The sequence below is a fragment of the Myroides sp. LoEW2-1 genome (assembly GCF_009767705.1).
Taxonomy (GTDB): Bacteria; Bacteroidota; Bacteroidia; order Flavobacteriales; family Flavobacteriaceae; genus Flavobacterium; species Flavobacterium album_A.
On the sequence record NZ_WSPP01000005.1, the window covers coordinates 1 to 13740 of the forward strand.

12 protein-coding genes are annotated in these 13740 nt (G+C 33.9%); 6 read left to right on the forward strand and 6 right to left on the reverse strand.

The features are described 5' to 3' along the window. Positions 1–490: 490 nt before the first annotated feature. On the forward strand, positions 491–928 hold the full coding sequence (locus GOQ24_RS00575) for an RNA polymerase sigma factor (RefSeq protein WP_155092972.1): 438 nt from the start codon (positions 491–493) through the stop codon (positions 926–928). After that, the gene (locus tag GOQ24_RS00580) at positions 918–1523 is read left to right on the forward strand and encodes a hypothetical protein (protein WP_155092971.1); all 606 of its coding nucleotides are present in this window, start codon (positions 918–920) and stop codon (positions 1521–1523) included. The genes GOQ24_RS00575 and GOQ24_RS00580 overlap by 11 nt, the downstream gene beginning before the upstream one ends. Positions 1524–1564: 41 nt before the next feature. Here the strand turns inward: GOQ24_RS00580 and GOQ24_RS00585 are convergent, their stop codons facing one another. The 3 genes from GOQ24_RS00585 to GOQ24_RS00595 form a co-directional block, all read right to left on the reverse strand. Then, positions 1565–3517: a heavy metal translocating P-type ATPase gene (locus tag GOQ24_RS00585; protein WP_155092970.1), complete on the reverse strand. Its 1953-nt coding sequence runs from the start codon at positions 3515–3517 to the stop codon at positions 1565–1567. Between the two features lie 89 nt (positions 3518–3606). Beyond that, a complete protein-coding gene (locus GOQ24_RS00590) occupies positions 3607–4929 on the reverse strand; it encodes an MATE family efflux transporter (RefSeq protein ID WP_155092969.1) in 1323 nt (440 codons plus the stop codon). Positions 4930–5044: 115 nt separating this feature from the next. Further along, positions 5045–5761 (reverse strand): OmpW/AlkL family protein, encoded by a 717-nt coding sequence (locus GOQ24_RS00595; RefSeq protein ID WP_155092968.1) that lies wholly within the window; start codon positions 5759–5761, stop codon positions 5045–5047. A 219-nt stretch (positions 5762–5980) separates the two neighbouring features. Between GOQ24_RS00595 and GOQ24_RS00600 the strand changes: the two genes are divergently transcribed. Beyond that, positions 5981–6337, forward strand: coding sequence for a CoA-binding protein (locus GOQ24_RS00600; protein WP_155092967.1), 357 nt, complete (start codon positions 5981–5983; stop codon positions 6335–6337). On the opposite strand, the gene GOQ24_RS00605 is transcribed toward GOQ24_RS00600, so the two are convergent. Then, entirely contained in the window at positions 6308–7816 is a 1509-nt protein-coding gene (locus GOQ24_RS00605) for a sodium:solute symporter (RefSeq protein WP_155092966.1), read from the reverse strand. The genes GOQ24_RS00600 and GOQ24_RS00605 overlap by 30 nt on opposite strands. Before the next feature lie 175 nt (positions 7817–7991). On the opposite strand from GOQ24_RS00605, the gene recR reads away from it, so the two are divergent. The 3 genes from recR to feoB all read left to right on the forward strand — a co-directional run bounded on the left by recR (position 7992) and on the right by feoB (position 11592). After that, positions 7992–8612 (forward strand): recombination mediator RecR, encoded by a 621-nt coding sequence (gene recR, locus GOQ24_RS00610; RefSeq protein ID WP_155092965.1) that lies wholly within the window; start codon positions 7992–7994, stop codon positions 8610–8612. A 541-nt stretch (positions 8613–9153) separates the two neighbouring features. Next, the gene (locus GOQ24_RS00615; protein ID WP_160338887.1) at positions 9154–9384 is read left to right on the forward strand and encodes a ferrous iron transport protein A; all 231 of its coding nucleotides are present in this window, start codon (positions 9154–9156) and stop codon (positions 9382–9384) included. A 30-nt stretch (positions 9385–9414) separates the two neighbouring features. After that, on the forward strand, positions 9415–11592 hold the full coding sequence (gene feoB / locus GOQ24_RS00620) for a ferrous iron transport protein B (protein WP_155092964.1): 2178 nt from the start codon (positions 9415–9417) through the stop codon (positions 11590–11592). 171 nt (positions 11593–11763) lie between these two features. On the opposite strand, the gene GOQ24_RS00625 is transcribed toward feoB, so the two are convergent. Both GOQ24_RS00625 and GOQ24_RS00630 read right to left on the reverse strand, forming a co-directional pair. Next, positions 11764–12420, reverse strand: a complete 657-nt coding sequence (locus GOQ24_RS00625; RefSeq protein WP_155092963.1) for a vancomycin high temperature exclusion protein — start codon at positions 12418–12420, stop codon at positions 11764–11766. A gap of 37 nt (positions 12421–12457) precedes the next feature. Further along, the gene (locus GOQ24_RS00630; protein ID WP_155092962.1) at positions 12458–13717 is read right to left on the reverse strand and encodes a DEAD/DEAH box helicase; all 1260 of its coding nucleotides are present in this window, start codon (positions 13715–13717) and stop codon (positions 12458–12460) included. Positions 13718–13740 lie beyond the last annotated feature (23 nt).

Sequence of the window (13740 nt, forward strand, 5' to 3'; positions counted from 1 at the left end):
GCGCAGATGGTACTGCTAACCAGTGGGAGAGTATGTCGTCGCCCTTCTTTTAAGAATCCCCAATCTCATATGAGGTTGGGGATTTTTTGTTTATATACTTCATAACTTAGTAGGATGATACTATTGGTAAATTTCTATTCAAGTGCTGAGAATATTTTGGATCAGTAATAATAGGGATCAATCCTAAAATTGGGAACTAAGCAAGAAGTTTAGTTAATCTAAAAAGAAAATATATTCTCTTTATTGATACTCTATCTTAGTATAGCTTGAAACTAAAAAAAAATGAGCTTGCTTTGTAACATTTGTACGATTATCATACTAACTATTTGAAAAGTTTATGTAAGTGTGGATTAGCATTACTTCTATTTGTGAGTATTTCCATGCGGGCATGTAAAGTTTAATTATTTTAAGGATAGTGAATAGGATTGTAGAAAAAGAGTTTTTGACTAATATTGAAATACATAAGGGCATTTTGTATAAAGTGTCACGTATGTATATGGATAATAGCGAAGACCAGGCAGATCTTTATCAAGAGATTTTGTTACAGTTATGGAAATCATATGACAAGTTTCAAGGAAAGAGTCTATTTTCGACTTGGATGTATCGCGTGGCCTTGAATACCGCTATAACTTATTTTAAAAAGGATAGGAAATTATCTACTAATAAACAGATGCTTAGTGATGATCAGTATAGTGTATTAGATGTAGAAGTTGATAAGGTTGTAGAAAGTCAAATTAACTATCTCTATAAAGCTATTCATTTACTTAATGATATTGAGAAGGCCTTGATATTTTTATACTTAGAAGGGTTTTCTCATTATGATATTTCTGTGAACTTAGGTATTTCAGAAGGAAATGCAAGAGTAAAGTTGAATAGAACGAAAAGCAAATTACAAGAAATTATAAAAAGGCAAGGATATGAATTTTGATGATTTAAAGAAGTCATGGCAGGAACAAGAACTGCCTACAGATATAGTAGCTTCTCAAGAGCTTAAGGTAAAAGTAAGTCGTCTGCCATTAGACAAGATTAGAGGTAATGTCAAAAAGGAGATTTGGATACAGATTATAAGTATAGTTTTTATCGTTTTCACTCCAAATATTCTGGATATACAGAATAATAAAATAGGTGGTTTTTATCTTTTCTATGGAATATTTGTGCTTATTACAGGATATTATATTTTGAAAATGTATCGCTTCTATAGAACATCTGCTTCTTTAGAATTAAACAGTAGAGACAGTGTATATGATAGCTATTATAACGTAAAGTTGTATATTCAAATGTATGAGAACTTTTGTTATTCACTTATTCCTTTTGGTATTCTATTACTTTTAGTGGCATCTCCTTCTTCTCAATTAGACCTTATTTTGGGAGGTGATTTACACGCTTTAAAGTATTTGGGAATAGTGTCTATTATTATGGTTGTTCTAATTTACTTTATTGCCAAGTATTGGATTAAAAAACTATATGGACAATATCTTCTACAAATTGAGCATACCTTACATCAGTTTAAGGAACAAGAATAAAAAAATCCCGATTACTATCGGGATTTTATGTTTGTATCAAGTTATATAAATTTCATTTTTTGGATTCTTACCGCGTTTAAGATTGCTAGTAATGCAACTCCAACGTCTGCAAAAACTGCTTCCCACATCGTTGCAACTCCACCTGCTCCAAGGATAAGTACAATAACCTTAACTGTTAGTGCGAGTACGATATTCTGAATTACAATCTTTCTTGTTTCCCTTCCTATGTGAATAGCAGTTGCTATTTTGGATGGTTGGTCAGTTTGTATTACCACATCTGCTGTTTCGATGGCTGCGTCACTACCAAGTCCTCCCATTGCAATACCTACATCACTTAAAGCAAGTACAGGTGCATCATTTATTCCATCTCCAACAAAAGCAAGTGATTTGTTTGGATTTTCTTTTTTGAGGGTTTCAACTTGTGCTACTTTACCTTCTGGTAACAAACCACCTACGGCATAATCTAAATTGATTTCTTTAGCAACCTTTTGGGTTATAGTATCTTTGTCTCCACTAAGCATCACAGTTTTAGAGACACCGAGCTTTTTCATTAATTGAATAGCTTCTTTCGAATCTTCTTTAATTTTGTCGGCGATTGTTATATACCCTGTATATAGACCGTTAATAGCGACGATTACAATACTTTCTACTATATCATCTATATTACTTGGGTATTCAATCTTAAAGTGCTTTAAAAGCGCTGTATTGCCCACGAGTATTTCTTGATTATCCACTTTTCCTTGTAATCCCTTTCCTGATATTTCATGTACATCTTCCGCTATTTTATCTGTAGGATAGGCTTCAACAATAGCTTTTGCTATGGGATGAGTGGATTGTTTCTCTATTGCAGCAACGATGTGTACAAAACTACTTTGTTCCATTGTTGTTTCTACTTTTTGTACTTTAAATACTCCTTCTGTTAAAGTTCCAGTTTTATCCATAACAACGATATCGAGCTTAGCCATAAGTTCTAAGTAATTCGATCCCTTGAATAGAATACCATTTTTAGATGCTGCGCCTATTCCACCAAAGTAGCCTAATGGAACTGAAATTACCAATGCACATGGGCAAGAAATAACTAAGAACACTAATGCTCGTCCCAACCAAGTTTGGAAAACATAATTTTCACCTAAAAAAAAGAAAGGTAAAATGGTTAAGGCAACGGCTAAGAAGAATACAATAGGAGTATATATTTTAGCAAATTTTCTAATGTACAATTCTGTTGTAGCTTTGCGTGCACTTGCTTCTTGAACCATTTGAAGGATTTTAGCAAGAGAACTATCTTGATACAACTTTGTTGTTTTAACTTCTATTACATTTTGTAAGTTGATCATCCCCGTAAGGACAACTTCCCCTTTTTTATAAGTAGAGGGTTTACTCTCTCCTGTAAGTGCTGAAGTATTAAAACTTCCTTTGTCTGTAAGTAGTTCGCCATCTAAAGGTATTTTTTCTCCAACTTTTACTTGTATAATTTCTCCTATTTGAACTTCTTCAGGGCTAACAACAGTATATTGATTGTTTCGATATACACTTGCTTCATTAGGTCTAATATCTAAAAGCGCTTTTATATTACCTTTTGCCTTGTTAACTGCAGACTCTTGAAATAGTTCTCCTATAGTATAGAAAATCATTACAGCAACTCCTTCTGGATACTCACCAATAAAGAAAGCTCCTAAAGTAGCTATTCCCATTAGCGAAAACTCATTAAAGAAATCTTTTCGTGCTCCTAATTTTACAGCTTCTTTTAAAACAGGGAGTCCTACAGGAAGGTAAGCGACACTATACCAAACTATTCTCAAAGTAGTGTTGTTAATAAACCAATCGGCTTTAAGAATGTAAGTTAATAGTAATCCTATAAACAAGAGTAGTAAACTGAATCCAACGAAGTATTTAGTGTTTTCGTCACCATGACTGTGGTCGTGATCATGATCGTGGTTATGATCGTGATCTTGGTGATTATGAGAGTGATTATGATTTGTATGTTCTTGACACATAGTTCTATTGTTTTTATTTATAACAAATGTACTAACATCTACTCAGTATAAATAATCTCCAACTATGTTTGCAACACTGTTGCATTGCCCTATTTATCTACAAAATTCTTTTTGAAGATGTACATTAAAGGGAAACTTCTGCAACACATCCATACTGCAAATGCAAGCCAAACACTGTATAATTTAAAGTCTAAGTAATCAAATAAAAGCAATGTGGGAATAAACCCACAGAAAGTAGCAAACAATAAATTATTGCGTAAGAATTTAGCATCTCCCATACCTTTGAATATTCCGTCATAGATATAAGCTAAGGCGTTAATAGGTTGCATTATTAGAACGAGCCAGAATACAGATACAAATACTTTAATTACTTCGGTTTCTTGGTTAAACAATAATCCTATTTGTTTATAAAAGGCAAGGCAAATAGCAATAAGTATAATTGCAATTATTATAGCGTATTTGCTTATGTCTTTACTCATTTTCCATAAGGCGTTATAGTTTTTTTCTCCTAATAACCTTCCTGATAAAGCATTTCCAGCACTTGCGTAACCATCAATGAAGAAGGAAAAGAACAGCCATATATTCATTAATATGCTTTGCGCTGCAATATAATTTTTACCGTAACCTGTAGCATAGGCGTTCGCTAAGTAAATAGCAACATTTAATGTAGCAGTGCGAATTATAAAGTTAAAGCTCATAATAATTAATGGCTTTAAAGAGGGATTTATTGTTTTTCTAAGCGCTAAGTTAAAAGGAGTGTATTTAAAGAAATAGTAAAACGCCATAATGAGCATAATGCTTTGTGCAATTACACTTGCATAGGCAGCCCCTTTGATGTGCATAGCAGGAAGTAAGCCGTCTATACCAAAGACGAAGAAATAAGTTAGGATTACGTTGATTATGGCACCTGTTAAGCTGCATTTCATAGCCCAAATTGTATTTTGCAACCCTCTGAAAACACCATAGAGTGCAAAAGTAATTAGGGTAAGAGGAAAGCCCCATGCTCTTATGAGGTAATATTCTTTGGCGTAGGTTAGGAGTAATCCTTCAGCGTTGTAAGCTGTGAATATTTCATTTACAAAGAATGTTGTAAATAAAAAGAGTAGTATACTTAATATAAAATTGAATAAAATAGCTTGTGGTACCAATGTTTTGACTGCAAATATCCTATTGGCACCTAAATGTTGAGAGACAGCTGCAGATATTGAGGTTTTCGTTTGGGCAACTATCCATATTATGGCAGAAAGAAATGAGCCGACTAAACCAACAGCCGCTAAAGCTTCCACGCTATTTTCTTTTACGTTTCCAACTATGGCTATGTCAGTCAAAGAAATAATAGATTCTGATATTCCAGCAAAAATGGCTGGTATGGCTAATTTATTTATATCCTTAAACGAAATGGTACTCTTCATGATAAACGCTACTCTCTTTTATGCGTACAAAGTTCGTTAAAATAAAGGCAATAAAAAACCAACCCACACAACTGTAGTTGTATGGGTTGGTAAAAAAAAATGTCTCATTAAATAATTAAAAACGCATTCCTACACCGAATCCGATTAACATAGGATCGATTTTTACTTTAGCAGGGATGCTTAATTCAGTAGTTCCAGCAGCTTGTGCTTCTGGAGTTAATAAATTAGATGCATTAACTGATACGTCTGTTTTTAAGAATAATTTTTTAAAGTCAACGTTGATGAAGAACTTATCAGTTACATCAATATCGAATCCAAATTGGTATCCCCATCCAAACTTATTATCATAAGAAATATCTTTAGCAACTCCTGATTTTTCATTGTAGAAAATTGTATAGTTTGCACCAATACCTACATACGGTTTAAAGTTATCCGTTACTTGGTGGTGGTATTGTACCATTAAAGTAGGAGGTAATAACCATACACTACCTAAATCAAGGTTTGCAGTAGCTGGTCCTCCAACTGCTTCTGGTAAACTAGAACCTAAAGTACCAACTGTGTGTCTTGAAGTACCTAAAATTAACTCAGCAGCAATGTTTTTAGTGAAGAAGTAAGTAAAGTCTAATTCAGGAATAAAGTTATTGTTAACGTCAATTTGACCTCCAATTCCTCCAATTTCTGCTCTGTTGTGAGGAATAACTCCTACACCACGTAGACGAACTTGCCATTTATAATCTTCTTTTGCTGTAGTAGAAACTTCTTGTTCTTGAGCAAATGCTGATCCACTAAAAAATAGAGCAGCTCCTAAAAAAGAAAGTAGTAATTTTTTCATAATTTTTTTATTAAATTTCTTAGAGTAAAATTAGCACAAAAAACAATTATGAAATATGATTTATGTCATCTTTGGAGTAAATAGTAGTTTTTTTAATAAATTTAAGGTAAATAATTGATGCATTTTGTGTGTTATTGTTATATATAATAATCTTAAGTGATTGTATATCATTAACAAATTAATTATTATAGTGTTTAATTTAAAAAAATAATAAATCGTATGAAGGTATTAGTTATAGGTGCTTCCACTAATCCGGAGCGCTATTCATTCAAGGCAATAAATATGTTACGAGAATATGATCATTCTGTGGTAGCATATGGTTTAAGAGAAGGAGTAGTAGCCGATGTAGTCATTGATACTACTAAGAAAGCGTATAGTGATATAGATACTATCACTATGTATGTTAACGCAAAACGTCAAGTTGAGTTTTATGACTACATACTAAGTTTAAAACCAAAACGCGTAATATTTAATCCAGGAACAGAGAACCCCGAATTTTATGCTCTATTATCAGCAGAGCAAATTACGTATGAAGAATCTTGTACCTTAGTGTTGTTGCGTACTGACCAATTTTGATTTATTGCTAATCAACAGCAACAATAATACAGTTAGGGTTCCATTTACAAGTATAAGTTCATTATCGAATACATAACCAGCAAACCACTGTTGTGAATTATTGCTTAATATAAGCGTTAGGATTGGAGATGCAAGACATATCAACGGGACAATTTTATCTTTGACTCTTCTTGATTTGAATAATATTGCAAAAGCAAATAGACCAAGTAAAGGACCATAGGTATAAGACGCTATTTTAAATATCATGCTCACGACAGATGCATCGTTAATGGCATTAAACAGTATGATTACTAAAAACATTAATAGAGAAAAACTAAGATGAACTACTTTGCGTTTCCAAATGTTAGAGGGTTTGTCTTTTTGTTTATCCATATTTAAAAAGTCGATACAAAAAGAAGTAGTTAAAGCTGTTAATGCTGAATCTGTTGTAGCAAAGGTAGCTGCTGTAAGCCCAAGTAAGAAAACTATGGCAGGGATCAAGCTTAAGTGATTAAATGCTATTTCGGGAAATAGTAAATCGGTGCGTGGTTTACCTGTAATCTGATCTATAGGTACAGCGATTCCCTGTTGTTCAGCATAAATATAGAGTAGGGCACCAACTCCTAAGAAGAACAGATTTATGATAACGAAAATCGCTGTAAAGGAATACATGTTTTTTTGTGCTTCTTTAATATTTTTACAACTGAGGTTCTTCTGCATTAAATCTTGATCTAAACCAACCATTGCTAAAGTGACAAATACTCCTCCAATAAATTGTTTCAAGAAGTGGAATCGATTGGAGATAAGGTCTTCGAAGAAAAAGATCTTTGAATAGTTACTCTCTTTGATTGTTTCAAATGCTTGTATAGGACTTAAATCTAAGCTATTGCAAATAAAAATAATCGTAAAGATAACAGAGGATACAAGAAAGAATGTTTGTAGCGTATCTGTTACTATAATTGTTTTTAAACCTCCTTTGTAGGTGTAAGCGTAAATTAGCAACAAAGCGATTAAGACTGTAGAAAAGAATGGAATGCCATAGTAATCAAAAACATAGCGCTGTAGTACTATTACGACTAAGTATAGGCGGAAAGCTGAACCGATTGTACGGCTTATCAAAAATATCAATGCAGAAGACTTGTAGCTATAATGACCTAATCTTTTTTCAATGTAGGTATATATGGATACAAGATTATACTTATAGTATAGAGGAAGTAAGACGGCTGCAGTTAGAATAAAACCAACAGCATTTCCAAGTACAAATTGAAAGTATTTAAACTGTTCACCCGATGGTGCACCCACTTCGCCAGGTACCGAAATAAATGTTACGCCAGATAGCGCAGTCCCAATCATTCCAAAAGCGACAAGATACCATTTGGCATTTTTGTTTGCACTAAAAAAAGCATCATTACTACTGTCTTTCTTACTTATGTATTGAGATATAGCGATGAGCACGCCAAAATAAATAACAATAATGCTTATAATAGTAATTGGTGTCATAATACTTTAATTTCTTTATTGGAAGATGTCAAAGCTCAAATGTAAATATTTTTAACGTATGGTATCGATTTTCATTTTAGTTTATTCTATGTAGGTAGTTCTCGAAGATGACAAGCTATTGCATGAGACTATTAGTTAGCTACTAAAAACTCCCTTTTTTTGTATATTTGCAGTTATGGAATTTCCTTCAAAATTATTAGAGAAAGCAGTAGAAGAAGTGTCGCAATTACCAGGAATTGGCAAGCGTACTGCATTGAGATTAATGTTGCATTTATTGAAACAGTCTGAAGAGCAAACAATGCACTTGGCCACGGCTTTGACTAAAATGCGTACAGATATAATTTTCTGTACGAGCTGTCATAATATTTCTGATAAAGAAGTATGTGATATTTGTGAAAATCCTCTACGTGATCACAGAACTATTTGTGTTGTAGAAGATGTACGCGATGTCATGGCTTTGGAGAACACCCAACTTTTCAAAGGTATTTATCACGTGTTAGGAGGGAAAATTTCTCCCATTGACGGGATAGGACCAAGTCAACTTAAAATTCAATCGCTTGTTGATAAAGTGAAGAATGGAGAAGTATCAGAAATTATTTTTGCTTTAAGTTCTACTATGGAGGGGGATACAACTAATTTCTACATTTATAAACAGATTAAGGATTACAATATAATAACGTCTACAATCGCCCGTGGAATTGCCGTAGGAGATGAATTAGAATACGCTGATGAAGTTACTTTAGGCCGCAGTTTAGTACATAGAGTTCCTTTTGAAAATGCCTTTAAAACGATTTAGGATAATTTGTATGTAATCTTGGAGAAACAAGAGTGATTTACTGTTACGTTTCTAATCAACTAACTTCTTTACACTTCAAATTTTAATCTGTATAATACTGCAAGTACTTTCCTAATTGCCCTTTAGAGTGCAAGAAGTCTATTCAATAAATACACTTGTTTGTGGGCAAACGTTCAATAAAACACCATTCTTTCTTGTACTATATATTCTTGTTAACCAATTAAGATTCTTATAGTTAACGATATGGGTAGGGGGTTGTATTTTAATTATCTCTAAACTTTGCTGCTGAATCAGAAGGTTTGCTGAAGTGTTTAAAGGGTAACTTATCACAGCGAAGTGTCAAAAATTTGTATGCAGTTATACTCCTTTCTAATTGTTGTTTTTTTGGTTAAAATTTGAATATTGAAATGTCGCAGAAACAGAAATCTACTTATTTAGTTTATTCTGATTGTTTTAGATTATAGTTGTATTAAATTTTTAACACTAAATTAATTGTTAGACAAGTCTAATTATGTAATTTTGTTTCTCTAAAGAATTAAAAGTGAAATTATCAGAACTACATAAAGGGACAATTGCAAAGATTGTGGGAATCGAAAAAGGCTGTGCACGAGAAGTGCATCAACGATTTTTAGATTTGGGATTTGTTCCTGGTGCAGAAATTGCAGTGCACAATATAAGTCCGCTTAAGGATCCTGTGGCTTATACGATACACAATACACTAATTTCATTGAGGAGGGAAGATGCTAATATGGTGTTAGTTTCTATAGAGTAATTTATCAATTTAGGAAGGAGAAAAAAGATTATGGCACATACTGCCTGTGATATTTGCGATTTAAATACTGCAGCTGAATTAAAAAAACTGGGAGATATATCAGGAAAGTTTGATTATTCAATAGCATTAGCAGGAAATCCAAATACTGGAAAGAGTACGATTTTTAACGCTTTAACAGGGTTAAAACAACATACAGGTAACTGGCCAGGAAAGACAGTTACAAGAGCAGAAGGAAGTTTTTTATACAAAGACAGCAAATACAAAATAATTGATTTACCAGGTACGTATTCTTTGATGTCAACTTCAGAAGATGAAGAAGTAGCAAGGGATTTTATCTTATTTGGTAAACCTGATGTAACCGTTGTGGTAGTGGATGCAGGAAGGCTTGAAAGACATCTAAGTTTAGTTGTACAAATACAGGAGATTACCAATAAGGTAGTTGTTTGTCTAAACTTAATGGATGAGGCTCAAAGACACGGTGTAGAAATCGATGTGCGCGGCTTATCGCGTGATTTAGGAGTTCCTGTTATACCAACATCTGCTCGTAAGAAAGAAGGAATAGCAGATTTGTTATTAGCTATCGATCAGGTAGCTACAGGGAAATATGTTCCTGAGCACAAAAGTATCAGTGGTATTTCGGGAGAATCTCGTAGAGCTGTTAGTGATGTTGCGAGCGACTTATTAGAGTTAGACGCTGACTTGCCGAGTGTTTCTTGGCTTGCTATGCGCTTAATTCAGGAAGATAAGAGCATTCAAGCAGCTTTGTTGAATAACACTTTATCTGCAAAAATTAATATTGATAATATTCAGCCTGTTTTAGAAAAAGCTGGTCGTTATCAAAAGACTCTTGGATTTGATTATGCTGATAATGTTGCAGGTGCTATTTTTTCACAGGTATCTAAAACGGTAAAGAGCACAGTACAAGTAGATGAAAATCAAAGAGCATTTCGCATAGATAGGGCAATAGATAATATTGTCACAAGTAAGACATTTGGTTTTCCCTTGATGATCTTACTGTTAGGAGGAGTATTGTGGCTTACAATTATTGGGTCTAATTACCCATCCGAAGCATTATCTACCTTACTGTTAGAGAAATTATATCCCTTGTTAAAAAGTGGAGCTGCAAGTTTAAATTTTCCTTGGTGGTTATCCGGATTTTTAATTGATGGCGTTTATTTAGCCACGGCGTGGGTTATTGCTGTAATGTTGCCGCCAATGGCGATATTTTTTCCTTTGTTTACGCTATTAGAAGATTTTGGGTATTTGCCTCGAGTAGCATTTAATTTAGACAGAATGTTTAAGGGAGCAGGTGCGCATGGTAAGCAAGCTTTAACAATGAGCATGGGGTTTGGTTGTAATGCAGCTGGAGTTGTAGCGACAAGAATCATTAATAGTCCTCGTGAAAAATTAATTGCCATCATTACTAATAACTTTTCTTTGTGTAATGGTCGTTGGCCTACACAAATACTGATGGCAACTATTTTTATAGGAGCATTAGTACCCAGTTATATGGCCGGTACCGTATCTACTTTAGCTGTAGTAGGAATTGTGTTATTAGGAATTGGATTTACTTTCTTTACTTCTTGGTTTTTATCTAAGACGATGTTGAAAGGTCATTCTTCATTTTTTACCTTAGAATTGCCACCATATCGTCCACCAAGAGTATTGCAGACAATCTATACATCATTAATAGACAGGACGTTAATCGTCTTGTGGCGTGCTATTGTTTTTGCAGCTCCAGCAGGTGCTGTTATCTGGTTAATTAGCAATATTCTTATAGGAGATAAGAGCATTGCAGTTTGGACGATTGAGGCACTTGATCCTATAGCGATGATAATTGGATTGAATGGGGTTATTTTAGTAGCTTATATCGTAGCTATACCAGCCAACGAAATCGTAATTCCAACGATATTAATGTTGACGGCTATGGTACTTGGTGATGCAAGTATTGGAGAAGGAGCAGGGGTGATGTTTGAAGTATCAGATGGAGAGATTGCTACTATCTTAAAAATGGCAGGTTGGACCACGCTTACAGGTGTTAATCTTATGTTGTTCAGTTTGTTGCACAATCCGTGTAGTACTACTATTTATACGATATACAAAGAGACTAATAGCGCCAAATGGACTACTGTAGCCTCATTATTGCCAGTAGCTTTTGGTATTATTGTATGTTTTGTAGTGACACAGATTTGGTACTTATTTGCTTAAATCTTCGCTTGATTTGCAGTGTATGCTATGAGGTCACTTGTATACCTGAGTTGAAGTTTTAAGCGTTATAGTAGAACCGCAGTTTGTATTTTATATTTGATATGAAAAAAGGAGAACTAATTATTAGTTCTCCTTTTTTGTATCTTATCTATATGAATAATTGCTTGTTTCTCATTCTGGATCGACGATTGGATCTTTCCCTATGATGATTTGTTCCCCTAAATACTTCGGTTTTTTTCCAAACAAGTTGTCTAATATAACCTTCACTCTTGCGAATTTTTCTCGTATCAATGTTTTGAACCCAAATTTTCTGGTGACATCTTGGGCATTGTATCCTATAGTTTGTAAATCTAAATTGTTGGCGATAAAAATTGCTCGTTCATTGTGAAAGGGCTGTGACACAATGGTAAAGCTCTTTTGGCCAAAAATAGCAAAAGCTCTATAAACTGAATCTAAGGTACGAAGTCCTGCATAATCTAAGTAAATTTTATCTGCCGGTATCCCTTTTTCAATCAAAGCCTGTTTCATGTCCTTTGGTTCGTTGTAATTTTGATGACTATTATCCCCACTAACTAAAATATAATCCACTTTACCAGCTTTAAAGAGTTTTGCTGCAGCTTCTATTCTAAATGTAAAATAGTAGTTCAGAGATCCTCCTTGCAAATATTTGCTTGTGCCTAATACTAATGCAGTTGTATTATGGGGAATATCGTCAACTGAGTCATAAAGTGACTCTTGTGTCGATTTTTTGACATAGCTATTGCAAAGGAACACAAAGACAAATAGTCCTACAGATAGGAGTAAAAACAGTTTGATCAATTTTTTCATATTCAGTATTTGTAAATAGCTACAAGCTATATGAGTATTAATACCATCTTTTCTTCTTCTTTTTAGAAGCTTCAGATTTACGTGATTTATTTTTATTTCTATAATCTTTCTTTGGTTGATCAGAAGTTTCTCCCGTCTTTTTTTGTCCCGTTTTCACATCCTCTTTCCAAGGATATGGATGCTCGCTAACCACTTTAGGCTGTGTTCGAGTAAATTTCACTATTGTATCCCAATATGTTTTTTCTGACTTATCACAGAAAGATATTGCAATACCTTCGTTCCCTGCCCTTCCAGTACGGCCAATACGATGTACAAAAGTTTCTGGTATATTGGGTAAGTCAAAATTGATTACGCAAGGTAGGTTATCGATATCTATTCCTCTCGCTGCTATATCTGTAGCTACTAATACTTTTGTTTCTTTGTTTTTGAAACTGTCTAATGCTTCTTGTCTTGCAGTTTGGGATTTGTCTCCATGGAAGGATTCAGCGTTAATGCCATTTTTCTTTAGAGATTCAACCACAGAATCGGCACCGGTTTTGGTTCGAGTAAATACAAGTACATCAGTTAGTTTTTGGTTTCTAATGATGTGATACAACAATTTCTTTTTGTCAGACTTTTCGACGAAGTAAACATGTTGTTTAACTGTTTTTGCACTTGAAGATATGGCGTCTACGGCTACATACTCTGGTTTCTGTAAGAACTCATGAGCCAACTCGCGAACAGGCAAAGGCATTGTTGCCGAGAATAACAGTGTTTGTCTATTGCTTGGGGTTAATTGAATTAGTTTTTTGACATCGTCAATGAATCCCATATCTAACATTAAATCCGCCTCATCAATTACAAGATAGTGAAGTGAATCCAGGTCTAACTGTTTTTGTTTATATAAATCTAACAGTCGTCCGGGAGTACCAATAATCACATCAGCTCCTTTCTTTAATTGTTCTATCTGTGGTTTAATAGACATTCCACCGTAAATAGTGATATGAGTTACATTAGTATATTTAGCATAAGCAGTAAAATTATCCGCTATTTGACCAGCTAACTCTCTTGTAGGAGTAATGATTAAAACTTTTGCTTTCTTAGCTTTTTTCGTATTACCTATTTTGTGTAGATAATGTATAATAGGCATGGCAAATGCAGCTGTTTTTCCTGTACCAGTCTGCGCACAACCAATTAAGTCTTTTTCAGCAAGTACCAGTGGAATTACTTTTTCTTGAATGGGAGTAGGTGCTTGATAACCTAATTCTTCAATAGCTCTTAGAATATTTTTATTTAAATGTAAATCTTCAAATGTCATCTATAACAGTATATAATTTAGAC